Source organism: Flavobacterium ginsengisoli (genome assembly GCF_029625315.1).
GTDB lineage: Bacteria > Bacteroidota > Bacteroidia > Flavobacteriales > Flavobacteriaceae > Flavobacterium > Flavobacterium ginsengisoli.
Window position 1 is genome coordinate 3253849 of sequence record NZ_CP121110.1, and the last position, 26136, is coordinate 3279984.

Genomic DNA, 26136 nt, shown 5'->3' on the forward strand with positions numbered 1-26136 from the left:
AAGCTTCTTCTTGACGGAGAAGCTTTTTATCTTTGCATCAAAATTTTTAAAATGAATATCGAAACGATAAACAAAAGCATACAATCACAAAAAGACCAACTATTAAACCATTCTTTATACAATAAGATTCAAAACATAGATGATTTACACAGCTTTCTAGAAACTCACGTTTTTGCTGTTTGGGATTTTATGTCGCTTTTAAAAGCATTACAAGCCAAACTTACTTGTACAACAACGCCGTGGTTTGCAACCAAAAATCCAGAAACTCGTTATTTAATTAATGAAATTGTTCTTGCAGAAGAAACTGACTTAACGATTGACGGAAGAAGACAAAGTCATTATGAAATGTACCTAGAAGCAATGGAAGCTTGTGGCGCTAATACAACTGGAATTTTAAGCTTTTTATCAGAAGTACACTCTCTTCAGAATATATTTGTTGCCATCAAACAAAGTTCATTGCATCCAAACGTAAAATCATTCTTAGACTTTACTTTTAGAGTTATCGAAGAAGGAAAACCACACGAAATTGTCTGCAAGCATTTACTTTCGGGAGAGAAGATTTAATTCCGAGCATGTTTACTCAGATTTTAAAAAATTTCCAAAAAAACCTTCCAGATACAGATCTAACAAAATTACTTTACTATTTTGAAAGACATATCGAATTAGATGCCGACGAACACGGACCAATGGCAATGCAAATGATTACAGAATTGTGCGAAGAAGATGCTCAAAAATGGAAAGAAGTTGAAGAAGTTTCAATTCTTGCCCTAGAAAGACGCATTGCACTTTGGAATGCCATCGAAGAAGAAATCGTGATGAAAACCGAAATGGTTTAAAATCCAAACCCATATATTTAACGTAACTATTTGTTTAAAGCGACTTCACAATCTTATTTAAACAAATTATGAAACCACATTTTAAACAAATAGTTACCATTATATTTTCAATATTTCTTTTGAGTTGCAACGCCGAAGAAAACTCCACTCCTACTGCTACAAATCCTCCAGTTGTAACTCCACCCAAAACACCAGAACCTCCAATTGCCAGCAAAGTAAATTATTTAGCTTTAGGTGACAGTTATACCATTGGTCAAAGCGTTTGTGCAACTTGCCGTTTTCCAGAACAACTTAAAACAAGTTTAGCCACAATGTATTCCAGCACCGTTTCACTCAAAATAATTGCAACAACAGGCTGGACAACATCCGATTTGATTTCAGCAATCAATTCCCAAAATTTGGACTCCAATTACGATTTGGTAACACTTTTAATTGGTGTCAACAATCAATATCAGCACAAAAATTTCTCTGTTTACGAAAAAGAATTTCCAGAATTGGTCAACAAAGCCATAATGCTTGCCAAAGGCGATAAAAAAAATGTTGTCGTTATTTCTATTCCAGACTACTCGTATACTCCATACGGACAAGCGCTTGTAGGAAATCAGAGCAACAAAATTTCAGCAGAAATCACACAATACAATAACTTTGCAGAGAACTATTGCAACACCAATCAAATTGCTTTTGTATCGATTACAGAAATCACTCGCGAAGGACTTAATAAGCCAGATCTTGTTGCTTCAGATGGTTTGCATCCTTCAGAAGTCAGCTTATAAAATGTTTGTGGATAAAATAATGCCTAAAATCAAAATAGCACTGCAGGATTAATTAAATATTAGCGGGTAATTTCGAAATCTTTGATAACCTCTGCTTCAAAATATTCAATATAATCAACTATTATAGCACGAACTTTTTCTACATCTTGAAGATAAACATCCAAATTAAGTAAATTATATTCTGGCCAAGTATGTATACAAATATGTGATTCTTTCAAACAGTATGAAATCGTAAAACTTTCATTTTCAAAATCATGCACCGCCACTCCAACTTTTTCCAATTCGTGTTTTTTTAAAATGGAATTGGTAACAGCAACAAAACCTCTGCTATTGGTAAGCTTCGAAATTTCGCCGACATGTAAAGTAACCAGTTTATGCAATCCTGGCGAATAAGGAGGTAAATCCATCAAATTATTTATATTACACAGGAGCCAAATATAGAATATTTCTACAATAAAGTAATGTGAGAAACCGTATTTTAAAAATAACTTTTTAGGCCTATGTGTTTGTGATTTTTTCTTTTTTAAGGAGCAGAAATTTTGTTTTTCAGTACAGCTTTAGTCCCGCTATCCGCTTTATCTTTTGTGGTGAACCCCACCACAAAAGGATGCCGCTACTATCGGGGCTAGATTAGAAGTATCCGTTTTTTATAGAAAATATACCTACTTTTGTTAAAGTTGATTCTTTATGATTCAAATTCCACAAAAGCAGATTAAAAACTTCCATGAAATTAGCTCTCGAAGAATTACTAGTAATTATTGATCCTCAAAAAGATTTTACAGATCTTGACGGAGATTATGCAAAAAGACATCCAATTAGTCATATACAACGAGTTCAAAGTCAACTAAACGATTTAATCAAAAAGCTCGATAAGAATAAATTCGTGATTATTTTTTCCAATTATCAAAAAGACCAATTTGGCCCTGGAACTTCCATGTGCATTGAAGAAACAAAAGGCCATGAAATTGATCTCGACTTTGATGATTCTTCAATCCTAATTTCAAAAACGCGAGATAGTAGTTTTTCATCTGAAAAATTTAAAAACTTCCTAAAAGAAAATCAAATTCGCAGACTTGTTTTATGTGGCTTTTTGGCAGAATACTGCATAAAACAAACAGCACTGGACGGACTGAAAAGCGGTTATGAAATAGTGCTCCTAAAAGAATTAATTCAAACCGGAGACGATGTCCAGCAAAGAATCGAAGAAGTTTTAGTAAATTTAGAAAATCAAGGCGCTATAATAAAATACGATCTTGATTTCGAATAAACATCGATTTTAAACATGCAAGTTTCACCTCCCAAAGAGTTATCACCTTATATTAAGCATTATCTGTTTTTAGATAATAACGAAATTGCTGTACAAAAATTTCGCCTGTTTTCTGATGGTAATACTGGCCTTGTATTTTCTGTAAAAAGCAAACTTATTTCTGGAATTAATAAATACGATATAAAAGAATATCTGCCCGATTCCTTTTTATACGGACAACTTAACGGTTTTAAAGATCTTTATTCTGAAAATGAAATAACGCTCATTATTGTCGTTTTTCAGCCCAACGGAATCCATCAATTATTAGGCATTCCGGCCAATGAATTTCACGATGCCATTGTTCCTGTTGAAGATGTTTTCGATGAAAAAATCAGAACGCTTCAAGAGAGCCTGTTTCAGCAAAACAACTCAACACGCGTTCTATTGTTGAATTCTTTTTTTAAGTCCTTAATCGCAACAAAACCAGCCTCAAATCAGTTTATAATAGATCATTCTTTACACTTTATTATCAACAATAAAGGACATTTCTCTATAAAACAATTAGTTGAATACACCGGTTATACCGAAAGACATCTAGAAAGAAAATTCAAAGAATGCATTGGACTAAATCCGAAGAAATTTGGTAACGTTGTAAGACTACATCATTTTTTAAAATTATTAAAAGATAAGTCTGACAATACCAATCTCACCACAATTTGTTACGATGCGGGATTTTCAGACCAATCACATTTAATAAAGGAATTTAAAAAACATACTGGAATCACTCCAACGGAATATTTTTATAATACTGGAAAATTAACCAATAATCTCATAAAAAGAACATTCTAAAATGTCGGTTTTGTACAATTCATAGCGTATTGATCAAACTATTTTTGATTTAATTATTAATAGTTTACAATATGAAAAATCTAAAAACAGCCACAGCCCAGTTCGAAAATAAAAGTGGCGACAAAAACTATAACTTATCTGTAATCGAAAAACTTTCTCAGAAAGCATCTGCCGAAGGCTGCGATGTGATTTCATTTCATGAATGTTCTGTAACCGGATATACATTTGCAAGAAACTTATCAAAAGAACAAATGCTAGACTTGGCAGAATTGATTCCGAGTGGTAAAAGCATTTTAAAATTAATCGAAATTGCCAAAAACAATAACATCGTAATATTGGCTGGACTTTTTGAAAAAGATGAAAACGACAATCTATTCAAAGCATATGTTTGTGTAGACAAAAATGGTTTAGTCGCAAAATACCGAAAACTGCATCCGTTTATAAATCCGCATTTAACATCTGGAGATCGTTATTGTATTTTTGAAATTGAGGGCTGGAAATGCGGTATTTTAATTTGTTATGATAATAATATCATAGAAAATGTTCGCGCCACAAAACTTCTAGGCGCCGATATTATATTTATGCCTCACGTAACGATGTGCACACCTTCTACCCGACCGGGCGCTGGTTTTGTTGCTCCACAGCTTTGGAAAAACCGCGAAGCAGATCCAACTTCGTTACGATTAGAATTTGACGGGATGAAAGGCCGTGATTGGTTAATGAAATGGCTTCCTGCAAGAGCTTACGACAATGCGATTTATGCCATCTTTTCGAACCCAATTGGTATGGACGACGATCAATTAAAAAATGGTCGCTCTATGATTATTGATCCTTTTGGAGATATTCTAGCCGAATGCCGCACTTTTGATGATTCTTTTGCAATGGCACTAATTACTCCCGAAAAATGCAATCTTGCAGGAGGAAGTCGTTATATAAAAGCTAGAAGGCCAGAATTGTATAGAGATATTATTGGTCAAAATCACAAATCGGAACAAAATGTTGTTTGGTTGAACTCTGATAAAAAAAGCATAAATTAAACATTTTTCCTCTCTAAAGCTATTGAAAGATTTACCTTTGAAGATTCATTAATCGACAGAATAAAGCTTAATAATGGAATTTTTTAAAACTACAAACGAAGATATCGATGCTGTTTTCGATATTTATAACAAAGCGACATCATATCAAAAAACAGTAAACAATAAAAGCTGGAGAGGTTTTGAAAAAGCATTAATAGAAAAAGAAATTGCCGAAGATCGTCATTTTATAATCAAAGAAGGAAACGAAATTGCCTGTACATTTGTACTTACTTTTGATGATTTAATTATCTGGAAAGAAGCCAGTAAAGATCCTGCAGTTTATTTACATCGTATTGCTACAAACCCGAAGTTTAGAGGACAATCTTATGTCAAAAAAATTATTGATTGGGTTAAGCAATATGCTAAAGAAAATAATAAAGAATACATTAGACTTGATACGCACAGCGGTAACGAAAGAATAAATAAATATTATACCAGCTGTGGTTTCGAATACAAAGGAATAAGCACCATCGAATGGACAAACGAATTACCAGAACATTATAAAGAAGGTTCTTTTAGTTTGTTTGAGATTAAGCTTAAAAAAACAAACCCTTATGAAAGACTTCATAAGGGTTTGTTTTTTCTCGCAGAAAGGAAGGGATTCGAACCCTCGATACAGTTACCCATATACTAGCTTTCCAGGCTAGCTCCTTAAACCACTCGGACACCTTTCTATTTTGGTCTGCAAATAACACAAAAAAATCTGACTTTACAAAGGTAAAATCCAAGTTACTTTTAGATGCTTTTTTTAAATTCTTCCATAAACAGTTTTACCGCTTTTTTCTGATAGCCGCCCATTGTCAGCATGTACGAATCTCTTTTTGTGGAAACTCCCGTAATTTGAATGGCTTGTAAGTTATCCCAATCTTTTAGAGCCATTTCGGCTACGATTGTTGCCCAATCGCTGTTTTCTACCATTTGCAGTAATGCATGAATTGATTGCAGTTCTATCGAAATTTTAGGTTTCATATTAAACTTCTTAAACAACTCTTCGACATATTCTCTCGAATTAGAACCTTTCCCTGGCAATATCAACGGAATCTCTTCTATTTTCTTGAAAGCTATTTTATCTAAATTGGCCAAAGCATGATTTTTAGAAACCACCATAACCATATTTGAAGTAAACAAAGGCACTTTCTGAATTGGCATTTCAATTTCGTGTGACGAAATAACGAATACCAAATCCAATTCGTTATCAATTAACTTCTGTTCTAAAACCTCGGTAGTTCCATATTCGACAATAATTTTGAGATTTTGGTATTTCTTAGCAAATGCATTGACAACAGGCAGAATCAATAATCCAAAAATATAAGTCACGCCAATACGCAATTCGCCGCCAATCATTTCGTTTAAATCCTCAATGGCCTGTTTTCCGTTTTCTACATTCTCTACTACTTTTTTAGCATGAATTAAAAAAACCGAACCAGCTTCTGTCAATTGCACTTTTTTACCAATTCGCTTAAACAAAGGCAAACCAAGTTCTTCTTCGAGTTTTTTAATTTGTTGCGAAAGTCCCGATTGTGTCACAAAACATAATTCTGCCGCTTTGGTAAAGTGCAAAACCTCAGCTGTTTTAATAAAATATTGCAGTTGATAAATTTCCATATTGATAAGTTTTACTACTTATTATCAGTAAAATTATTAATTTTTCTAATGAAATCATAATCCCGACCTTTGTATTAAATATTTAGAATCATGTTTAAAGCCTTAAAATCAAAGAATTTCAAATTATTTTTCTACGGTCAGTCCGTATCTGTTATCGGAACTTGGATGCAAAAAACAGCGGTAAGCTGGATGGTTTATAGCATAACAGGATCTGTTTTTTTATTAGGTTTAGCGACTTTCTTAAGCATGATTCCGTCTTTGTTTCTAGCACCTCTTGCAGGAAGCATTATTGGCCGTTACGATAGACACCGTGCCATGATGGTTTTGCAATCTTTGGCGATGCTTCAAGCCGGAACTTTGGCGTTGCTTATTTATCTTAAAATTTACAATATCAATTTTATTTTAGCCTTGAGTTTAATTCAAGGAATTATAAATGCTTTTGATATGACTTGCCGTCAAACCATGATGATTGATATTGTCGACAATAAAGAAGATCTTCCAAATGCTGTGGCGCTTAACTCTACTTTGAACAACTTTGCACGTATTGCAGGTCCTGCGCTTGCCGGAATTATTTTGCACCAATATGGAGAAGATATCTGTTTTATTGGAAATTTCGTGAGTTATGTTCCTGTCTTGATTTCATTAATGATGATGAAAATCACTCCACATATTAAAGCCGAAAACAAGTTGAATATGATAGACGATTTAATGGAAGGTTTAGATTATGTAAAAAAAGAAACCGAAATGGCCAGAATGCTTTTGATGTTAACTTGCAGTAGTTTATTTGTCATTTCTTTTAATACTTTGATGCCTGTTTTTGCAAAAGATATTTTTAATGGAAATGCCCAAACTTTTAGCTGGTTCGAAAGTGTCTGCGGAATTGGTTCTGTTTTATCTGCAATTTATTTGGCCAATCTAAAATCTGCTGAAAACATGAGCAAATTAATGATTTCAGCAAGTTTACTTCTTGGTTTTAGCGTAATTATTCTAGCTGTTTCAAGCAGTATAACAATTGCTTTAATCTGTATGACTTTAAGCGGAATCGGAATGATGGGACAAACTTCTTCTATCAACATTTATATTCAGACTCATAGTGCTGTCAATATGCGTTCAAGAAGCATTAGCTACTACATGATGGCATATCAGGGAATGATTCCTGTAGGAAGTTTAATTATCGGTTATGTTTCTCACTTTTTAGGCGTAAGAGCTACAGTTGCTATTCAGGGAATTATATGTATTATTTCTGTAATTGTTTATGTGTATTATAAAAAACACAAAGCAATTGACGATTTGGAAACTTGTCCGGTTGAGTATAGAAATTCCAAGTTTTAAAAGTTCAAAAAAGAAATTTCAAATTCCAATTACACACAATCTTGTCATTTCGCGAGAAACTCGACAAAGGTTGGCTTATTGGAACGGAGTTACTTGTGGAGATTTGCTTCGCCAATTCGCTATCGCTCGGGTCTCCTTCGTCGAAATGACAAACTGAACGTTTAATCCATTAAAAACAAACCCGACAGGTTTTAAAACCTGTCGGGTTTCGCTATCTTAACGTTGCCGAGTTTCTTGTGTGATCCTTCCTTCGTCAGGATGACAAACTGCGCGGTTAAGCGGAATTTTCAATAAAAAAATCCCAAATTCCAACCTTATTTTGGAATTTGGGATTTTTAATATTGTAATTTAAACTTTAAGATATTTCTCCGCGAAGAGCAGTTTCAAAAATATCTTTAAATTCATTTTCTGGAATATTGTGTCCAAGCAAATACATCAATTTGGTAATTGCTCGCTTCTGTAGTAATGTCTTTTCCAGAAATAACGCCTAACGATTTTAGCGCTGTGCTAGTTTCGTATTGCCCCATATTCACACTTCCGCCAGAACATTGTGTTACGTTTACGATATACATTCCAGATTTAATGGCTTTTTCAATTAAATTTAAAAACCAATCTTCGGTTGGCGCGTTTCCTGAACCGTAAGTTTCCAGAATAATTCCTCTTAAACCTTTTGTTGCAAGGATTGAAGCCAAAACAATTTCGCTCATTCCTGGGAACATTTTGATAATTGCCACGTGATTGTCTAAGTTTTTATGAACGATCAGATTGGCATCTTTATTTACTGGAAGAAATAAATGTCTGTTTAGTTTTAAATGAACACCAGATTCTACCAATTCAGGGTAATTTGGTGCTGTAAAAGCTCTAAAATGCTCCGCATTTACTTTAGAAGTTCTGTTTCCTCGGTATAATTTGTATTCAAAATACAAGCAAACTTCAGTAATAACTGGCTTTCCGTTTTCTTGAAGAGATGCAATCTGAATTGCTGTAATCAAGTTTTCTTTTGCATCTGTACGCAAATCTCCAATTGGCAATTGCGACCCTGTAAATACTACTGGTTTTGCCAAATTCTCCAACATAAAACTCAATGCTGATGCCGAATACGACATTGTATCTGATCCGTGAAGGACAACAAATCCGTCGTAAGCGTTGTAATTTTCCTCGATAATGGTGGCAATTCTTGTCCACATTTCGGGATTCATATTCGAAGAATCAATTGGATGTTCGAATGAAATTGATTCTATTTCGCAGTCCAATTGCTTAATTTCTGGAATTTTCTGAATTAATTTACCAAAATTAAAGGCTTTTAGCGCTCCAGTTTCAAAATCTTTGCTCATACCGATGGTTCCTCCGGTATAAATCAATAATATTTTTGCTTTAGATGACATCTTGGTATTTTAATTTGTTGACAACAGGATTGGCATACATTGCTAAAAATCCTTGTCTTGTCACAGGATTATCGCTTCCGATTCTCATTTCTAAACGACGCTCAAAAAGCTGTTTTTCACTCTCTTTATACTTATGAGCGAATTTGTCTGTTTCGTTTAAAATATCGTACGCAATAAAGTTTGTTGGCCATAATTGGTAGTTTTTCAAAATCACATCATCGATAGTTTGTGCCAAAGCCTGAACTTGCTTGTTTGCATTGTCATTTTCGGCCACAATCTGATCGATTTCTGTATCTAGAACATCGCCAACAGAAATATGTATTCTTTTTTTAGTTCCCATGATACCACTTATAATGGTCATGAAATCTTCATTTTTATCTTTTACGTAAACTTCGTTGTTTGCTTCTGCCATTAATTGTGGCATTTTAAGAACATCAGTCGGATCATATTCGTACGAAATAGAAACTGGAACAATTTTTAATTTCTTGAAATAATCCATTAAATTAGGTTCATCAGAACCCATTCCAATCATTTTTAAAACTCCTGGATTGGTTTCGTCGTTTCCATCTTTTGTTCTTCCCTCTCTTTGTGCAATCCAAACCGAACGATTTTCGCGAAGCAATAATTGTCCCATATATTCAGACAATAATTTTGAACTTTGCGAGCATTTCACGAGGCGTCAGACCTCTTAAAACCAAAAAGTTTCTATTTAATTTTGCTAAAGTTGCCAAGAAAGCTTTCTTAACCAAATTGTCACCAATTGCCGAAGCAGTCATTACCAAACCATGTTCGAATAAACAAACATTCAGTAATGTAGTATCGAGAAGAATATCTCTATGATTTGAGATAAACAAATAAGAAGTATTTGGTTCTAGCTTTTCAAAACCTGAAGTTGTAAGACCTTCAGAGCTTTTTTCTAAAACTTTCTGGATAGTATTGTAAATAAAGTTGCATTGAAAATCACGAATAGAATGTGTTTTCTTCAATTGTTCCTTCCAAACCTCATCTTCTACATCCGGAAAAGTAAAGTTCATCATGGTTTTCATCATCGGATGATTGACAACACCATGAAGTGCTTCATTTATTTCGGAATCATAAAACGGTCGAATGGCATCAAATCTCTGCATTATTTATTTGGGTTTAAGTGGGCAAAAGAACAAAAAAAAATTAAAGTTTTGTAAGGTCTGGGTTAAATCCCAAAAACGTCCTTTGAATTTTGAGTCGTAATCTTGGCAATTTCTTCTGCAGAAACTCCATAAATGTCGCTTAACTTAGCAATAACGTTGACTAAATAACTACTTTCATTTCTTTTTCCTCTATACGGAATTGGTGCTAAATATGGAGAATCTGTCTCCAAAACGATGCGCTTTAAATCGATTTGGTTTAAAAACTGATCGATTTTTCCGTTTTTAAACGTTACAACACCGCCAATTCCTAATTTCATTTTGTAAGAAATCGCACGCTCTGCTTGTTCTAAAGTTCCGGAAAAACAATGAAAAATCCCAAATAAATCTTCAGATTTTTCTTCTTCTAATACTTCAAAAATTTCATCAAAGGCTTCTCTGCAATGAATTACGATTGGCAATTTGTATTGTTTTGCCAACTGAATTTGTCTTTTAAAAGCAATTTGCTGTTCTTTTAAATGCGTTTTATCCCAATACAAATCGATTCCGATTTCGCCAACTGCATAGAATTTTCTTTTGGACAGTTCGTTTTCAACATGTGCCAATTCTTCCAGATAATTATCTTTCACATAAGTGGGATGCAAACCCATCATTAGAAATATATTTTCTGGATAATTTTTCTCTAAATCATACATAGATTGCGTGGCTGCAGCATCAATCGCGGGAATAAAAAAACGTGTAACTCCTGCATCAATAGCGCGCTGAATCATGGCATCGCGATCCTGATCAAATTCTTCAGAATATAAATGGGTGTGGGTATCGGTAATAATTGGTGTTGAATTCAAGACTATAATTTTAAAACGCCAAAATTACGACAATATTAAAAGAATAGCAATTCGGTGTGATTTGGTAGGCGAATGAAACGGATTCACTTTCGTAAAAACGCTGATCTAAACGGATTTTTCTCGTTTTATGCCCCTTTTAAAAAAGAAAAACCTTTGTCAAGACTTAGAACTTTGACAAAGGCCAGAACAATAATCACCTAATTTTTGTTATTCTGAAGAACAAAGGGCCTCACAAGAAGCTTCGAAAAGAAAACCCCCATTTTTTCTCTCGATCAGCTAGTGCGACCCCTCGTTCTTCAGTATGACAAACGAGGTTTTATTTACCTGTTTCAACATATAGCAAAGCCCGTTCCAAAACTTCGTCTTTGCCTTGCTGAATACCTAAAATTGTTGGTTTTATTTCAATATCGGGTACAATTCCTACACGCTGCGTTTCTCTGCCATCAGGATAATAAACGCCAACTCCAGTATATCTTGTATGAAATGTTGCAAAATCAAGCTCAGTCACATTTCCATCTGCTCCCGCAGTCTGACTTCCTATTATTGTGGTATTACCTGCAGTTTGAAAACACATTGCTGTCCATTCTGCTTGACTCATCGATTCTTCGTTAAGCAAAACAATAACTTTTCCTTTATAATTATCTTTGTTTTCAGAACCGCATGTTGATCCTTTTGTCCATTTAAATTTTCCTGGATAACTAAAGTCTGGATGAGTGTAAATCGCAAATTTTTCTTCGTGAGCATTTAAAAAATTAGCAATCTCATAATACGTTCCATTCGGATAATTTCGCATATCAAAAACTATTGCTTTTGTCGATTTGAGCGCTTCAATCATATCAGGAATGTTTTTAGGTTTAATAACACCCATATCTACATATCCAATATTATTATCTAAGAGTTTAAATCTTTCCTTTTTCTTTTGAGCTCCTTTTTTAAATTCATTTCTATGAGAATCGTGATAATTATACCATCTCATTGATTTTGAAATTAACTTGCCATCTTTTAAAAACTCAATTTCAACACTATCTGAATAGCCCGTTAAAATTTTTCTCACGGCTTTATTTAGAAATACAGGTTCATTTGAGGCTGTACATAAATCTCTATATTCTGAAGTAAGTTCAGCAATTGTCTTATTATTTACTTTTGTAATTACATCTCCGACCTTTATATCATCAGCTTGAGCCAAACTGTCTGCCAGTATTTCGGTAATTACCATCTTATTATCAATTATTTTACAGTCAGCTGGAAAAAATCTTCTGCTTTCATCAAAAATACTATTCTTATAAAGAGCAAACTCAACGTGACTATCGTTTAGTTTTGTCGATACTTTTCTAATCACTTTGTAAAAATCATCTTCGCCCTTTACATTAAGAACAGCTGGAATAGACTCATTTAAAGTCAAATCCCATTTTTGATCCATTATATATTTGTATGGAAAAAAGTATTCTACTAAATTCCAATACATAAAAAACCATAAAACTCTTGAGTTCTTATCTTCATAGTTTAGCTTAAAGTAGTTTCCATTTTTTAAAGGATTGTATCCAGGTCCAATTTCTTCATCAGTTTGGAATCTATTTTCTTCAATAAATTTTAATTTCTTCGAAAGCTTTTTAGAGAACAGTTTGTTATTAAACCAACTCAAATCAAAATTCTTATCAAAGAACTTAACGTCTTTTGGTATTGCAATTGGTGCGATTTCTTCTACTGCACCCAAATCATCAATCCAATTTTCTAAGATTAATGAAAACTCTTCTTTCGTTTGTGCTTTATCTATTAAAGGCAGTTTTTCTAAAAGCTGTTTATCCCAATCTGTCTGTCCGTTAGCAACCTTTGGATGATAATATTTCAAGAAACCCCAAACTTTACAAGTCGCGGCCAACTTTTCAGTCTCAGTAATTTTATTGAAACTAAAAATGGTTTGCGAACAAACAAGTAAAAATAGTAGGGCAACTTTTTTCATTTTGGGTTTATATAGCTTGGTTAAATTGTTTTTGGGTTAATTCTTAAAAAAGAAAATCGAATTTAGAACTAAAATTCCAAATTCGATTGAGGTTTTCCGTAAAGAGATAAAATTTTTCTTAATAATTAAAAATTATTCCAATTCTTCCAAAAGTTGTTCTACATCATCATAGTCTTCGTAGTCTTGCGAAATGGTCTGTAAAATGGCTTTACATTCGTTATATTTTCCTTGTTTTAGCTTCGACAACGCCAGATTCCATTTTGCTTTTTCTTTATAAACAGAATTTCCAGCTTCTAATTCTTTAAAAATCGTTTCCGCTTTTACGTATTTGTCAACTTGCAACAACGAAACTGCATAAAAGTATTTTATTTCGTCTGAGTTGTTTTCTTTCAAAATCATTTCAAAAATCGGAATAGCGGTTTCATATCTTTTTCCGTTGAAATTATTCTCAGCTTGTTTTAAAATTGCTTCAGATACTCCTCTTTCTGTAAAATAAGCACTTTCTGGGTGGTTGTAATCATCAAAATTCGGATAATGTTTATAATCAAAGAAAAACAATCCAAACATAATGATTATTGATGCTTGCAACGGCAAAATACCAAGGCTTAAGCGAAGCCACTTTATTTTTCTTTTTATTGAAATATTTATTCGAAATTTTAGTCAGGTTTTCTTCAAAAACTTCGCGCTGTTGTTCTATTCCGAATTTATTTTCCAGCTGAAAATGTATTTCTTTGAAACTTTCAAACTCCGAAGCTAATTCAGAATCCTCAGATAACTGTTTCTCGAAATTGTTTTTTTCATCAACGTTCAGTTCGCCTTGAAGATATTGGTCAAATAATATATAGCGTTCTTCGTTCATGATTAATTGTTTTTTAAAGAGTTAAAATTTTTCGCTTCCTGAATCCACTGCGTCAGCTGTCCTACACATAACGATTTCTTTTTCGGACATAACCATACGTCACATTGAGTTTTTGAGCCACTTCTTCCATCGATTTTAGAGAAAAGCTGAGCTTCAGAACTTCTTGGCATTTCTCTCCCAGTTTCTGAAACATCGAATCAAAAAGCTTCTGTTTTTCATCAAATTCTTCGGCTTGTGCAACCAATTCGTGAGCAGATTCATTGATAGATACCACATTCTCATAAATTGTTACCCCTTTATTCGCAGAATTTTTCAGTTCGTTAAGCCACTTTCTTTTGCATAACAAGAAAAAATAAGCATCAAACGGACAGGTTAATTGAAGTTTACCGGCTTTCGCCTGATTAAAAAGCAAAATCATGATTTCCTGAATCACATCCTGCGCTTGGTCTTTATCTCCGGAGTTATTGGTTATAAACTGAACGACTTTGGGCGCAAACTTTTTATATATCATTTCAATTACTACCGAATCATTTGCAGCAAGTCCGTCGATATATTTTTGATCAGGATGAATTCTATTTTGATCCATAAAAAAACATTTTACAGCTAATTTAAAAAAAGAATCTTAGAAATTTTTAAAAATACGAGGTAACAATATTACAATCAATTGTATATATCTAAATAAAAGTCTTTTAAAAACCTTTAAAAAATTAAAAGAAATGGAAAGTTACCAATTTATTACTGAAAAAAACCTAGATCGATTTTACGAAATAATCGTCGCCAAAACTCGCAGCGGCTTTGTAATTACAGAACAAAATGAGAAACTGCCTTATGTGGTTTTGTCTAAAGAAAAGAAAACCATCAATCATACTTTTCATTTATTTCTCAGCATCATCACTTTTGGTTTTTGGGCAATTGTCTGGATTTATCTTATTCTAAAATTCTCTCGCAAAAAAGACATTTTGGTTGCTGTTGACGAAGACGGAAATCTTTTTGAAGACAAATGCATTTCTATCTAAGGGGTAACAAATTTTAAAGTCAGCTTATATAGCAGTATAAAAGCCTTCAAAAATATTTTTTCAAACCAAGGGTAACAAAATCAAACCCAAATTGATTTAAGATTGAAATTAATTAACCAAATCTGAAAATCCTCTGAAAAGATTCAGAACAGATTTATAAAAAACTAGAAATTATGAAAACAAATTTTAGAAAAATCGGACTTTTAATAGTAGCAATGGCAGCTTTTACAAGCTGCGATAATAGTGATGGAGAAGATATCAAACTTTCGCCGCCAACTTCTGCAAGCATTTAAAAGCATTAGCGAAAAAGGCGTAAAAAGAAACACGCAAAATTTTACCATAACAGCGGGAACTGGAGCTGTAACCCTAACTTCTGCAAATGGTGTAAAGCTTACTATTAACGGAGATTGCTTAACCAAAAATGGAAATCCCGTAACAGGACAAGTCGATATAGAATACATTGAACTTTTTGACAAAGGAAATATGCTGGTAACCAATAAACCAACTATGGGAATTACAGCAGATGGAAAGAAAAATCTTTTAATTTCTGGAGGAGAATTCTTCATCAAAGCAACTCAGGGGGGAGTCGAATTACAAACTTCATGCAGTATGAACATGATTGTTCCGACGGCATTGACTAATGGTCTTGATAATTTAATGACTTTATGGACTGGAGTTATTGATGAAGATGGCGAATTGGCCTGGAGAGAAGCAAAAGCAAATGCTGATGGAACTGGCGGAAAAGGTGGTGTACAAGGCGAAGGAAACAATTACTATGTGACTTTTGGAAACTTTGGATGGACAAACGTAGATCGTTTTTACAGCGATCCAAGACCAAAAACAACTCTTTTGGTAGATGTACCAGATGGATACAATAATACAAACAGTGCTGTTTATCTTTCTTATGATGGAGAAGGCACAAATGCTCTTGCTAAGTTGGATACGTTTACTGCTGAAGGTCTATTTAGCGAGCATTATGGGCAAATTCCGATTGGATTAGCATGCCATATCATTTTTGCTACTGAAGATAATGGTAACTGGCGTTATGCGATAAAAGGAGTGACAATTTCTGCCAATGCGGTTTACGAATTTAATTTATCCGAAACAACAGTCGGTACCGAAGCTCAACTGATTGCGGCAATTAATGCCATACAGTAGCTTACAAATGTTTTTTTTAAGAAAAAGTGGTGATTTGCTCATCACTTTTTTTTACATTTAATCTTGTTTGAGATTTCATTCAGAAATTTTTAAACCTCAAAACTATCTAGTTATGAAACCACAACTGTCTATTTTCTTTATTCTATTTTCTATTCTCGCAATAGGACAAACCAAAGTGAAAGACACCATAACGCGAAGAGCTAATATAGTTTTTATCCAAAACGGAAATCAGGTTTCTTTTAAACCCGAAACGCCGCCTTTGATTCCGATTGCAGGTGCTCCAAAACCAAGTTATTCTTATTTATGGGAATTGGGAGACGGACATTACAGTAAAGAAGCCGAACCTAAACATGTTTATAAAAACAAAGGCACTTATACCACAAGACTTGCTGTAACCAATAATTACGATAACGGAAAACCTCCAGCAACTCGCCCTAAAAAAGTAGCGGTAAATGACATTACTGACACCAATTATAAAGACATTGCTTCTATTGCCGACCAAAACGGTTTTGCAATTATTAAAAACTGTGATCCTATTCCAGAACAGGAAATGGTAGTCGTTGTGAGTTATCAAAATCTGGAAAATTATGTTTCAAACGGAAAGCTTTATTTGTTTTATAATGAAAAGCAATTCAAACACAATAATTTCGAGTTAAGCGATTTCAGAACTTATGCGGGCGAACGTGAAGTAAAAGAAAACTTGGTCGCTGCGGTTGATGATTTAAATGATTCGAATACTTTTCTGGCTTCCGCCGAAGGGAATTTCAAAACCAAAAAATACCGAAATACTACAACCGAAGAAGATTTAGATGCTTCTCTTTTAGATGCCAATAAAACGTATCATAATGTTTCGATTTTAGAATTTGATGATGCAAATCCTGGAGAAACCCGAAATGTTTTTTATACTTTCAAAACTACTCCCGAAATGATAAAAGATACCAGCGCAACAGTTACAATGCGTGGTATTTTTGTGCCGAATAGAAGTTATAAAAACCATAAAGTGAAAAATCTGGAAATGGAAATTGTGACTTCTCATGATCCAAACAAAATGGGTTCTAACGGAAGTTTTATGAATTACAGATTGGTTCGTTTTAAAAGAGTAAATTTTAAAACGCGCTTTCAGAATAATGGTGAAGGTCCCGCGAGAAAAATTCGTCTAGAAACCGATGTTCCGGAGATGTTTGACAAAAAAACTTTTCAGATTGAAAGTATGTATCCCGAATGTCCAATTTGCCCAAAAGGAGAAGAACCAACTGTAAGCTGTCTCGATACGATTATTAAATCAAAACAAATCATATTTACTTTTAAGAATATTTATCTGCCAGGAAGCGAACAAAAAAATGTACAGGAAAAAGATTCTACAAAAGGTTTTGTAAAATACTCCATGAAATTTGGCGAAGATTTTCATAAAGTAAAAACCAAAAGCCGAACTGCGATTATTTTTGATAAAAACGACCCCATCATTACCAATTATGCTACTACCCGATTCTTGCCCGAATTTCGATTGGAGCAAAAGCGGGTTATAATTTTTATCCCGATTTAGATAAATCGACCAGTTATTTTGTCGGTGCTACGCTTTCGCCTTTTAAATCGTATCGCTTTTATTGGCAGGTAGAATGGGAAAATGCTTTAAACAAATATAATAGTGAAGTAAATGTCTCCGAAGAATTTAATACAAATGCCAACGGAACAAGGCAATTGGTGCGGACCACAACTGCAACTGAAAATAAAAATATCAATTGGGAAATTCCAGTTTTAATTCGCTACAACATCAATAATTATATCGGAGTTGGAGCAGGAATTCAGGCAAATATCAATGTTTATTCAGAACAAAATCAGACGATCACAGTCGATACTTATGAAGGCGATAAGGGAAATTCTTTAATCAGTTCAACAACGAATTCAAATACCATAAAGAATAATTTTACAGATGTCAAAGCTGGACTTTTATTTGATTTAACAGCGGGTTTTGCCAGAATCGGACCAAGTTTAGGCGCTCGTTATGTGATTAATTTTGAACAGAATTTTAATTATTTTCAGGTTTATGGGATTTGGAAGTTTTAAAGATTATACCACAGAAAGACACAAAGGTTACACAGAGAGACACAAAGTCTTTTTCTTTTGCGAATCTCTGCGAAAAAATCTTTGTGCATCTCTGCGAAATAAAAAAAGCTTAATATGAACTTACATCACTTATATGGTTTTATCCTTCTTTTGCTGAATCTGAATGTTTTCGGACAAAGTCAGGAAGATAAAATATATAATGCTGTGGATAGTTTTACCGCAAATCCTTCCGTGGAAGCGTTACAAAATTTAAGAAGTATTGAAACTGATTTCTGGAAAAGCGCTAAACCCAAAACCAAAGAAGAATTACTGGCAATTGTAATTTTAAATTGCAACAAAGCGTATTATGAAAATCAGTTTGGGCAGACTTTGGATGCTATAAAAAGCTATGAAAAAGCTTGGATGATTTATCAGAAAAACAAATTAAAAAACTATGATATTACTGAATTCTGCCTGAAGCCGCTAGGCAATTTGTACACGATTTTAGGCGATTATAAAAATGCCGAAAACACTATTAAACAATATTATTTTATTGCCAACGAAGAGAAGAATGAAAAGCAGAAAATTGCGGCCATCCTAAATTTATCAAACGTTTATCAAAATTCAGGAAAAGTCCAAGAGGCTATTGAAATAATTGAAAAAACACTTCGTTCAGAAAAAATAACCTCTTCTCAAAAAGGACTTTTATTAAACAATCTAGGCGCAAATTATCTCTTAAGAAATATCAATGAAGATTTTACTGAGGCTGAAAATGCTTTTTTGAAAGCCATTCCTTTACTAAAAAAAGATAAGGCACTTTCAGAAAATTTATATAATACTTACATTAATCTTTATAGAATAAAACTCAACTTTAATTTAAAAGATGCCACTCTATATTTTGCAAAAGCGCAAGCCATTTTTGAAACATTACCTCAACAAGAACCTAGAAAAAAAGCACAATTTTATCTAGAAAAAGCCTTTTTATTATTGAAACAAAATAGTTTGGAAGAGGCGCAAAATGAACTTACTACTGTTTATAAAACATTATTGCCAAATTATCAAAGCCAGAAAAATATCCTTCCTAATGAAAGTTCTCTTTATGCCGAAACTGTTCTACTCGATGCTTTAGATTTACAAGCAGAACTTTATCTATCTCAAAATGAGCCCAAAAATGCGTTAAAAAGCTATACTCTTTCTTTCTATATTGAAGAATTATTTCAGTCACTTTTAATCTACGAAGATTCTAAAATTATAACTCAAATTAGAAATCGAAACCGAACAGAAAAGTGTCTTGATATTTATAAATCTCTTTTTGACAGCGAAAAAAAACAAAGTTATATTGAAGATGCTTTTAAGCTTGCAGAAAAGACAAAATCTATAGTTTTAAAAGATCATTTGAAAAACGTTGAATTACTTTCTAGAGAAGAAAAATTGATTTTGCAACGAGATGCAAAACTGGAACACCATTATTTTGAAAGAACAGCAAAAACAAGATCTTGCAGATATTTCAAAAATAAACGAAGCCATTCAGAAACAGAATAAATTAATGTTGTCGCTAAAATCAAATGAAGAAAAAAATAACAAAAAAAATCAAACTTCATTCGACTTGCAAAAGCTTTACGCCAAACTTGATAAAGATGATGCTGTACTGTATGAATATTTTATGGGTTATAAAGCAATTCATCTATTTGTCGTTCAAAACAACAAAATTCAATTAAAATCAATTTGTATTGGTCATATATGCAGTGAACCGATAATAAGATTTATAAGTTTTTTTGATAATCCCGAGAATATTGTAAGCAATGTTGGAAACTACCAAAAAACAGCATTTTTTACTCATAAAAAACTTCTTTTACCTGCAAAATTGGATTCTAAAAATCTCATTATTATTCCTGATGGGCTGTTAAACTTCTTACCTTTTGAAGCTTTAATAACAAAGGAATCCAAAACGACAAATTTTACGAAAATGCATTATTTACTAGACAAGTTTGATATTGCCTACAACAATTCTGCAGAATTGTATTTGAATGCGAATACGCTTTCAAGTGGCAAGAGAAATATTCTAGGTCTTTTTCCTGTTTTCGGAAAAACCAATTATGAACTTCCTTTTTCAAAAAATGAATTGCAATCTCTAAAACACAATTTTGACGGACAGTTTTTTGAAAATGAAAATGCCACTTTTTTAAACTTTAAAAATAATGTTACGGGAAAATCAATTATTCATCTGAGCACACATGCCTCTTCGGGAGATTTTGAAATTCCGGCAAGCATTAAGTTTTACGATCAGGAAATCTTGTTTTCTGAATTGTACAATTTACAGCTCAATTCAGATTTGGTGGTTCTGAGCGCCTGCGAAACAGGAATTGGAAAACTCTATAAAGGCGAAGGCGCCATGAGTATTGCCAGAGGTTTTCAGTTTGCGGGAGCGCAAAATCTATTATTTTCTCTTTGGAATGTAAACGATTATACGACTTCTGTTTTTATGGATTATTTTTATAAAGATCTCAAACATAATTCTTCTTTTGCAAATGCAATCGCAAATGCAAAAAGGAAGTTTTTGAAAGATGAAAATATTCCCAATGCAAAGAAATCTCCTTATTACTGGAGTGCTTTTGTATATTATGGCACTCTTGAAAAACCCGAAACGCAAACCAATTATATCTTATACATCATTAGTTTTTTGGGTTTAATTGGCTTATTTTTGGGTTTCAATCATTACAGGAATGGAAAATCTTCACGAAATTCTCAAAAAAGAGAATTATAAAAAAATAAAATTCAAAATCACTAAAACACAGCATTTGCAGATAAAAGCCAAAATTAATGGCATTTCTGGCAATTTCATTTTAGATACGGGCGCATCCAACACTTGCGTGGGTTTTGAGTCTATTGAACGTTTTGAACTTTCTGCAAAAAACTCTAAAACAAAAGCTTCTGGCGCAGGCGGAACCGGAATGACAACACAGATTTCATCTCAAAACAAATTGCAGTTAGGAAGCTGGAAAAACAAAGATTTTAGCATCGTAATTTTTGATCTTTCGCACGTAAACGAAGCTTTAGAATCGTACAAGGCAAAATCTGTACACGGCATTATTGGCGCTGATGTTTTGCTGGAAGGAAAAGCAATTATTGACTATTTTAATCATTATTTGTATTTAAAATAATGATATTTCAAATAATAAAAAAGTCTTCATTTTACTGAAGACTTTTTTATTTTATATTATTTTTTGATTCTCAATTTCTATTTTTGAGCAAGACATGTTTTTTCAATGAAAAATAAGCTACAACTGTACTAAGTAACATTAAAACTCCTCCTAAAATAAAAGGTGCTCCTGCAAATTTAAACGGCGCATCATCATGAGTGAAGAAATAAAATGTATTGGCCATCATTGGCGGACCAATAATAGAAGAAGCGCTCATTAAACTGGTTAAAGTTCCTTGAATTTCTCCTTGCTCGCTTGGTGCAACTTTACTGGCTACAACAGATTGCAACGCTGGCCCAGCGATTCCACCAAGGCAATACGGAATTAGAAAGACAAACATCATCCAACTTTCTGTTGCAAAAGCAAACAATAGCATTCCGATGGTATATAAAGCTAAACCAATGTAAATGCTTTTCTCATTTCCTATTTTCGGATTGATGTATCGAACTAATCCACCTTGTACAACTCCGACCAATAATCCGATGATTCCTAACGAGATTCCGATCATTCTTTCATCCCAATTGAATTGATAAATGGTGAAGAAACTCCAGTTGCTTTGCACCGCATGAGAACCTACATATAATAAAAAGATAGCAACGATTAATCCGATTAATGTTGGGTGTTTTCTTAATCCTAAAATAGCTCCAATTGGATTGGCACGTTTCCAATCAAATGGTCTGCGGTTTTCTTTTTTAAGTGATTCTGGCAGAATGAAAAATCCGTAAAGGAAATTTAGCATACATAAAACTGCTGCTCGCATAAAAAGGCACTCGAGATCCATATTGTCCCAAAAGTCCACCAATAACTGGTCCGATGATAAAACCTAATCCGAAAGCTGCACCTACTAATCCAAAGTTTTTAGCTCTGTTTTCAGGCGTACTAACATCGGCAATATAAGCTGAAGCGGTTGTAATACTGGCACCGGTAACTCCAGCAATAATTCTTCCGATAAAAAGCCAAATAATAGTTGGTGAAAATGCTAATAAAAGATAATCTAACGAAAATCCGAAAAGGGAAATTAAGATAATTGGCCTTCTTCCGAATTTATCACTTAAATTTCCAATAACGGGAGCAAATACAAACTGAGTTATCGCATACGCGAAAGTCAACCAGCCACCAATCTTTGCCGCTTCACTAATGTCTCCATGAATCAATTCTTCGATTAATTTTGGTATTACAGGAATAATAATTCCCCATCCTGTAATGTCTATTAACATGGTTATGAAAATAAAACCAATTGCTTGCAGATTTATCTTTTTGTAGCATAATTATTTTAGTAAGGTGATGCAAATAAACAGATTTTTCAATTAACATTAAAAAAATCCAAATTCCAATTTGAAGAACGTAGTATTGAATTATTAAAACTTATATTTTTTTCACGCAGATTTAAAAAAGATTTAAGCAGATAAACGCAGATTTTTAATCTGATCTGCTAAAATCTGTAAAATCTGCGTGAAATAATTTTAAAGAATCAATAAAAAAATCCCAAATTCCAATTTAAAGGAACTTGGGATTTTTATTGTGAAATTCCAATTTCGGACTTTGGAATTTCTATCGTAAATCAAAACTATTAATGTGTATGTTTCGGATTAAAACCATCTTCGCTTAATTCAGTATGCACATAATCGGCATGCATTTCAGCTTCGTAGTCGATTTTTTCTCCTTTAGAGAATTTTCTAATGATTTTCTCCATAATATCATAAATTACAGGAACCACAATTAACGTAAGGAATAATGAAGAAATCAAACCTCCAATGATTACCCATGCCAATCCGTTTTTCCACTCTGCTCCTGCTCCAGATGCTAATGCAATTGGGAACATACCAAACACCATCGCAATTGTCGTCATCAAGATCGGACGTAAACGAGCGTGGTTAGCTTGAATTAGGGCATTTCTAATTGATTCTCCAGCTGCTCTTCGCTGATTCGTATAATCGACAAGCATGATCGCATTCTTACACACAAGACCAATCAACATGATTACCCCTAAAATGGTAAAGATATTCAAGGTATTGTTTGTTAATGCTAAGGCGAATAAAACTCCAATGAACGAAAGCGGAATAGCGAACAATACAACAAACGGGTGAACGAAACTGTCATATAATCCAACCATTACAAGGTAAACCAAGATAATAGCCGCTAATAATGCAATTCCTAAAGTACCAAATCCTTCTGATTGATTCTCTTGGTCACCACCCCAGATGTAATTAACTCCTGTAGGTTTTTGCAATTTATCTAATTTCGCCTGCCATTGCTGAACGATTGTTCCTGCTGGAACCCCAACATTCTGACCTTGTACGGTTACAGAAGCTGTTTTATCTCTACGCTCTAATTTACTTGGTCCAGAACCTTCAGTAATTGTAGCAAATTGGTTTAATTTAATTTGCTGACCTGCATTGTTGATGAAAATTAAGTTACTAACGTCTGTGATGTTTTTTCTATCAAATTCGTTGTATTTAATGTTGATGTCATATTCGTATTCACCAGCTCTAAACTTACCATCTGTATTACCACTGTAAGCAGTCTGCATAGTTAAACCAACTGTTTGAAGTGTTAATCCTAATGCGGCCATTTTATCTCTATCAACCTGAACGTTGATTTCAGGGTTTCCGTCTTCAACTGTTAATTTAATCTCAGTTGTTCCAGGAATAGTGCGTAATTCGGCTTCAGCCATTTTAGCAAATTTCATTGCACTTTCTACGTTCGGACCTGTTACAATCAAACCTAAAGTTGCATCCTCAGCAGTACCTAAGATACCTACTGGAACTGTTTTTACTTTTGCTCCAACTAAAACTTTTTCTAGTTTACGTTTTACTTTTGTCGCATATACGTTGGCGTCATCTGTACGATCTTTTTGATCGATCATTTTAACGTCAATCTCTGCTTTGTATGCAGTTGCCTGAGCAGCTCCTAAACCTTCACTGGTTTGACCCACTGTTGTAATCTGGCTGAAAACATATTTCTCTCCTTTTAAGAAAGCTTCTGCTTTTTGCGTCATAAAGTTAGTTTGCTCTAACGAAGCATCTTTTGGCATCTCGATTTGAACTAAGAACTCACCACTATCAGATGATGCGAAGAACTCACCTCCAATATATCCGCCTCCCATTAACCAGAAGATTGTACCAAAGAACATTACTACGATAGCCACCATTGTTTTGATATAGTGGTCTAAACACCAGTTTAGTAGGTTAGAAACCCAGTCAGTAAAACGAGTTAGGTAGCTTTCAAATCCTAAAATGATTCTTCCAAAAAGGTTTTTACCTTCAATATGCTCTAGTTTTCCAAAACGAGAAGATAACCATGGAATAATTGTAAATGAAGCCAACAATGAGAACATTGTAGAAATAATTACCGTAACACAGAATTGTGTAATAATGTTTGATACCAATCCGGTACTCATTGCAATTGGCAAGAACACCACCACAATTACTAATGTAATCGAAGTTACGGTTGCACCAATTTCGGCAGTTCCATCATAAGCCGCACGAATTCGGCTTTTACCCATCTCCATGTGTCGGTAAATATTCTCTAGTACCACAATCGCGTCATCTACAAGAATACCTACAACAAGAGATAAACCAAGTAAAGACATTAAGTTAAGCGTGTAACCTAACAAATAGATTCCGATAAATGTAGCAATCAAAGATGCTGGAATAGATACCATTACGATTAACGAGTTTCGAATACTGTGCAAGAAGAACAACATTACGAATGCTACCAGAATAACCGCAATTAATAAATCGTGTACAACAGAATCTGCTCGCTTCAAGAGTAAAAACTGTACTGTCTTTTGCTACTTCCAATTTCAATTGAGCCGATTTGTAATCGTTCTCTAGTGTTTTAATTGTCTTAATCAATTGCTCACTTACCGCAACGGCATTGGCATCTGATTGTTTTACAATTTGAAGTACAATTGCGCTTTTTTGATCTACACGAGCAATTTTCTCTGCAATTTTTTGTGTATCCTGAACGTCGGCGATATCTCCTAAACGAACCTGAATTCCGTCTTTAGAAGAAACCACTAAGTTTCTTAATTCGTCAACGTTTTTATATTTACCCGCTAAACGGATTAAGATCTTTTGGTTACGAGTCTGGATGTTTCCTGTTGGGAAATCTAGATTCGAAGTTAGAATAGTCTGTTGCACTTGTGGAACTGAAAGTCCGTAACCTTGCATTTTTACTGCATCAAGGTTTACTTGAATCTCACGCTCTTGACCACCAATAATGTTTACCTGAGCAACCCCTTGTACACGAGATAAAACAGGAGCAATTTTTTTATCGATCAAATCGTAAAACGTCGCTTCGTCCATTTTTCCATTCGCACCAAGCGTCATAATTGGTAAATCACTCAAAGAGAATTTAGTCAATGACGGTGGATCTGCATCATCTGGAAGATCACTTAAAATAGCATTAATTTTACGCTGTGCATCATTCATCGAAATATCAACATTGGCATTTGAAGTCAATGTAATTGATACAATCGAAAGACTCTCATAAGATTTCGAATCAATTTTTTTGATATTTTCCAGAGATGCAATCGCATCTTCAATTTTCTTTGTTACTGTATTTTCAACCTCACTTGGAGAAGCTCCAGGATATACAGTTGAAACTGTAATTACGTTAGTTTCGAATTTTGGGATCAGCTCGTAGCCTAATTGGCTGTAACTGAACAATCCACCAAGAGTCAGAATTGTAAACAATACAATTACCAACGACGGACGTTTTATGGATATTTCGGCTAATTTCATATATTTTGTTTTTTGCTGTAGGCTATACGCTATAGGCTTTAGGCATTTTTAAAATGCTTAAAGCTTTATGGCTTACTGCTT

The 26136-nt window shown here is 33.8% G+C and carries 18 protein-coding genes, 1 tRNA gene and 6 pseudogenes; 13 read left to right on the top strand and 12 right to left on the bottom strand.

Going from position 1 to position 26136, the window contains the following annotated elements; translation table 11 throughout:
- Positions 1–51 precede the first annotated feature (51 nt).
- Together P5P87_RS15170 and P5P87_RS15175 are read left to right on the top strand one after the other, a co-directional pair.
- Positions 52–836: pseudogene (locus P5P87_RS15170) on the top strand (DUF3050 domain-containing protein).
- A gap of 68 nt (positions 837–904) precedes the next feature.
- Positions 905–1609: an SGNH/GDSL hydrolase family protein gene (locus P5P87_RS15175; protein WP_340696563.1), complete on the top strand. Its 705-nt coding sequence runs from the start codon at positions 905–907 to the stop codon at positions 1607–1609.
- A 59-nt stretch (positions 1610–1668) separates the two neighbouring features.
- Here the strand turns inward: P5P87_RS15175 and P5P87_RS15180 are convergent, their stop codons facing one another.
- Complete coding sequence (locus P5P87_RS15180; protein WP_198854841.1) at positions 1669–2016, bottom strand: S-adenosylmethionine decarboxylase family protein; 348 nt, start codon at positions 2014–2016, stop codon at positions 1669–1671.
- Positions 2017–2333: 317 nt separating this feature from the next.
- On the opposite strand from P5P87_RS15180, the gene P5P87_RS15185 reads away from it, so the two are divergent.
- The 4 genes from P5P87_RS15185 (at position 2334) to P5P87_RS15200 (ending at position 5414) form a co-directional block, all read left to right on the top strand.
- Positions 2334–2876, top strand: a complete 543-nt coding sequence (locus P5P87_RS15185; protein WP_278019814.1) for a cysteine hydrolase family protein — start codon at positions 2334–2336, stop codon at positions 2874–2876.
- A 15-nt stretch (positions 2877–2891) separates the two neighbouring features.
- Positions 2892–3704, top strand: a complete 813-nt coding sequence (locus P5P87_RS15190; RefSeq protein WP_278019815.1) for an AraC family transcriptional regulator — start codon at positions 2892–2894, stop codon at positions 3702–3704.
- Positions 3705–3775: 71 nt separating this feature from the next.
- The gene (locus P5P87_RS15195) at positions 3776–4741 is read left to right on the top strand and encodes a nitrilase family protein (protein ID WP_278019816.1); all 966 of its coding nucleotides are present in this window, start codon (positions 3776–3778) and stop codon (positions 4739–4741) included.
- A gap of 73 nt (positions 4742–4814) precedes the next feature.
- Complete coding sequence (locus P5P87_RS15200; protein WP_278022801.1) at positions 4815–5414, top strand: GNAT family N-acetyltransferase; 600 nt, start codon at positions 4815–4817, stop codon at positions 5412–5414.
- Here the strand turns inward: P5P87_RS15200 and P5P87_RS15205 are convergent.
- Positions 5368–5454, bottom strand: a tRNA-Ser gene (locus P5P87_RS15205). The two genes, P5P87_RS15200 and P5P87_RS15205, sit on opposite strands and share 47 nt — an antisense overlap.
- Positions 5455–5515: 61 nt before the next feature.
- A complete protein-coding gene (locus P5P87_RS15210) occupies positions 5516–6385 on the bottom strand; it encodes a LysR substrate-binding domain-containing protein (protein ID WP_278019817.1) in 870 nt (289 codons plus the stop codon).
- 90 nt (positions 6386–6475) lie between these two features.
- Here P5P87_RS15210 and P5P87_RS15215 point away from each other — a divergent pair, with 90 nt between their 5' ends.
- Positions 6476–7717 (top strand): MFS transporter, encoded by a 1242-nt coding sequence (locus tag P5P87_RS15215; protein WP_278019818.1) that lies wholly within the window; start codon positions 6476–6478, stop codon positions 7715–7717.
- 355 nt (positions 7718–8072) lie between these two features.
- On the opposite strand, the pseudogene P5P87_RS15220 reads toward P5P87_RS15215, so the two are convergent.
- The 7 genes and pseudogenes from P5P87_RS15220 to P5P87_RS15250 all read right to left on the bottom strand — a co-directional run bounded on the left by P5P87_RS15220 (position 8073) and on the right by P5P87_RS15250 (position 14476).
- Positions 8073–9102 (bottom strand): annotated as a pseudogene (locus P5P87_RS15220) (asparaginase).
- Positions 9092–10229: pseudogene (locus tag P5P87_RS15225) on the bottom strand (1-acyl-sn-glycerol-3-phosphate acyltransferase). Before P5P87_RS15225 ends, P5P87_RS15220 begins: the two co-directional pseudogenes overlap by 11 nt.
- 62 nt (positions 10230–10291) lie before the next feature.
- Positions 10292–11071, bottom strand: coding sequence for a TatD family hydrolase (locus tag P5P87_RS15230; RefSeq protein WP_278019819.1), 780 nt, complete (start codon positions 11069–11071; stop codon positions 10292–10294).
- A gap of 316 nt (positions 11072–11387) precedes the next feature.
- Positions 11388–13031: a S41 family peptidase gene (locus P5P87_RS15235; protein WP_278019820.1), complete on the bottom strand. Its 1644-nt coding sequence runs from the start codon at positions 13029–13031 to the stop codon at positions 11388–11390.
- Positions 13032–13163: 132 nt separating this feature from the next.
- Positions 13164–13598, bottom strand: a complete 435-nt coding sequence (locus P5P87_RS15240; protein ID WP_278019821.1) for a tetratricopeptide repeat protein — start codon at positions 13596–13598, stop codon at positions 13164–13166.
- Positions 13576–13890, bottom strand: a complete 315-nt coding sequence (locus tag P5P87_RS15245; protein WP_278019822.1) for a hypothetical protein — start codon at positions 13888–13890, stop codon at positions 13576–13578. Before P5P87_RS15245 ends, P5P87_RS15240 begins: the two co-directional genes overlap by 23 nt.
- A gap of 61 nt (positions 13891–13951) precedes the next feature.
- On the bottom strand, positions 13952–14476 hold the full coding sequence (locus P5P87_RS15250; RefSeq protein ID WP_340696564.1) for an RNA polymerase sigma factor: 525 nt from the start codon (positions 14474–14476) through the stop codon (positions 13952–13954).
- A gap of 130 nt (positions 14477–14606) precedes the next feature.
- Here P5P87_RS15250 and P5P87_RS15255 point away from each other — a divergent pair, with 130 nt between their 5' ends.
- The 6 genes and pseudogenes from P5P87_RS15255 to P5P87_RS15285 all read left to right on the top strand — a co-directional run bounded on the left by P5P87_RS15255 (position 14607) and on the right by P5P87_RS15285 (position 21268).
- The gene (locus P5P87_RS15255) at positions 14607–14906 is read left to right on the top strand and encodes a hypothetical protein (RefSeq protein ID WP_278019823.1); all 300 of its coding nucleotides are present in this window, start codon (positions 14607–14609) and stop codon (positions 14904–14906) included.
- A 246-nt stretch (positions 14907–15152) separates the two neighbouring features.
- Positions 15153–16064, top strand: a complete 912-nt coding sequence (locus P5P87_RS15260; protein ID WP_278019824.1) for a hypothetical protein — start codon at positions 15153–15155, stop codon at positions 16062–16064.
- Between the two features lie 112 nt (positions 16065–16176).
- Positions 16177–18128: pseudogene (locus P5P87_RS15265) on the top strand (DUF7849 domain-containing protein).
- A gap of 114 nt (positions 18129–18242) precedes the next feature.
- Positions 18243–19649, top strand: coding sequence for a tetratricopeptide repeat protein (locus P5P87_RS15275; protein ID WP_278019827.1), 1407 nt, complete (start codon positions 18243–18245; stop codon positions 19647–19649).
- The gene (locus P5P87_RS15280; RefSeq protein ID WP_278019828.1) at positions 19579–20871 is read left to right on the top strand and encodes a CHAT domain-containing protein; all 1293 of its coding nucleotides are present in this window, start codon (positions 19579–19581) and stop codon (positions 20869–20871) included. The genes P5P87_RS15275 and P5P87_RS15280 overlap by 71 nt, the downstream gene beginning before the upstream one ends.
- A complete protein-coding gene (locus P5P87_RS15285; protein WP_198854858.1) occupies positions 20831–21268 on the top strand; it encodes a retropepsin-like aspartic protease in 438 nt (145 codons plus the stop codon). The genes P5P87_RS15280 and P5P87_RS15285 overlap by 41 nt, the downstream gene beginning before the upstream one ends.
- 70 nt (positions 21269–21338) lie before the next feature.
- On the opposite strand, the pseudogene P5P87_RS15290 reads toward P5P87_RS15285, so the two are convergent.
- A pseudogene (locus P5P87_RS15290) lies at positions 21339–22524 on the bottom strand (TCR/Tet family MFS transporter).
- 353 nt (positions 22525–22877) lie between these two features.
- Positions 22878–26055, bottom strand: a pseudogene (locus P5P87_RS15295) (efflux RND transporter permease subunit).
- Positions 26056–26136: the final 81 nt, after the last annotated feature.

What these genes read in the sequence shown, in the direction of transcription:
- P5P87_RS15175 (WP_340696563.1), top strand. Translation starts at nt 905, where the DNA reads ATGAAACCACATTTTAAACAAATAGTTACCATTATATTTTCAATATTT.
- P5P87_RS15180 (WP_198854841.1), bottom strand. Translation starts at nt 2,016, where the DNA reads ATGGATTTACCTCCTTATTCGCCAGGATTGCATAAACTGGTTACTTTA.
- P5P87_RS15185 (WP_278019814.1), top strand. Translation starts at nt 2,334, where the DNA reads ATGAAATTAGCTCTCGAAGAATTACTAGTAATTATTGATCCTCAAAAA.
- P5P87_RS15190 (WP_278019815.1), top strand. Translation starts at nt 2,892, where the DNA reads ATGCAAGTTTCACCTCCCAAAGAGTTATCACCTTATATTAAGCATTAT.
- P5P87_RS15195 (WP_278019816.1), top strand. Translation starts at nt 3,776, where the DNA reads ATGAAAAATCTAAAAACAGCCACAGCCCAGTTCGAAAATAAAAGTGGC.
- P5P87_RS15200 (WP_278022801.1), top strand. Translation starts at nt 4,815, where the DNA reads ATGGAATTTTTTAAAACTACAAACGAAGATATCGATGCTGTTTTCGAT.
- P5P87_RS15210 (WP_278019817.1), bottom strand. Translation starts at nt 6,385, where the DNA reads ATGGAAATTTATCAACTGCAATATTTTATTAAAACAGCTGAGGTTTTG.
- P5P87_RS15215 (WP_278019818.1), top strand. Translation starts at nt 6,476, where the DNA reads ATGTTTAAAGCCTTAAAATCAAAGAATTTCAAATTATTTTTCTACGGT.
- P5P87_RS15235 (WP_278019820.1), bottom strand. Translation starts at nt 13,031, where the DNA reads ATGAAAAAAGTTGCCCTACTATTTTTACTTGTTTGTTCGCAAACCATT.
- P5P87_RS15240 (WP_278019821.1), bottom strand. Translation starts at nt 13,598, where the DNA reads ATGTTTGGATTGTTTTTCTTTGATTATAAACATTATCCGAATTTTGAT.
- P5P87_RS15245 (WP_278019822.1), bottom strand. Translation starts at nt 13,890, where the DNA reads ATGAACGAAGAACGCTATATATTATTTGACCAATATCTTCAAGGCGAA.
- P5P87_RS15250 (WP_340696564.1), bottom strand. Translation starts at nt 14,476, where the DNA reads ATGGATCAAAATAGAATTCATCCTGATCAAAAATATATCGACGGACTT.
- P5P87_RS15255 (WP_278019823.1), top strand. Translation starts at nt 14,607, where the DNA reads ATGGAAAGTTACCAATTTATTACTGAAAAAAACCTAGATCGATTTTAC.
- P5P87_RS15260 (WP_278019824.1), top strand. Translation starts at nt 15,153, where the DNA reads ATGGAGAAGATATCAAACTTTCGCCGCCAACTTCTGCAAGCATTTAAA.
- P5P87_RS15275 (WP_278019827.1), top strand. Translation starts at nt 18,243, where the DNA reads ATGAACTTACATCACTTATATGGTTTTATCCTTCTTTTGCTGAATCTG.
- P5P87_RS15285 (WP_198854858.1), top strand. Translation starts at nt 20,831, where the DNA reads ATGGAAAATCTTCACGAAATTCTCAAAAAAGAGAATTATAAAAAAATA.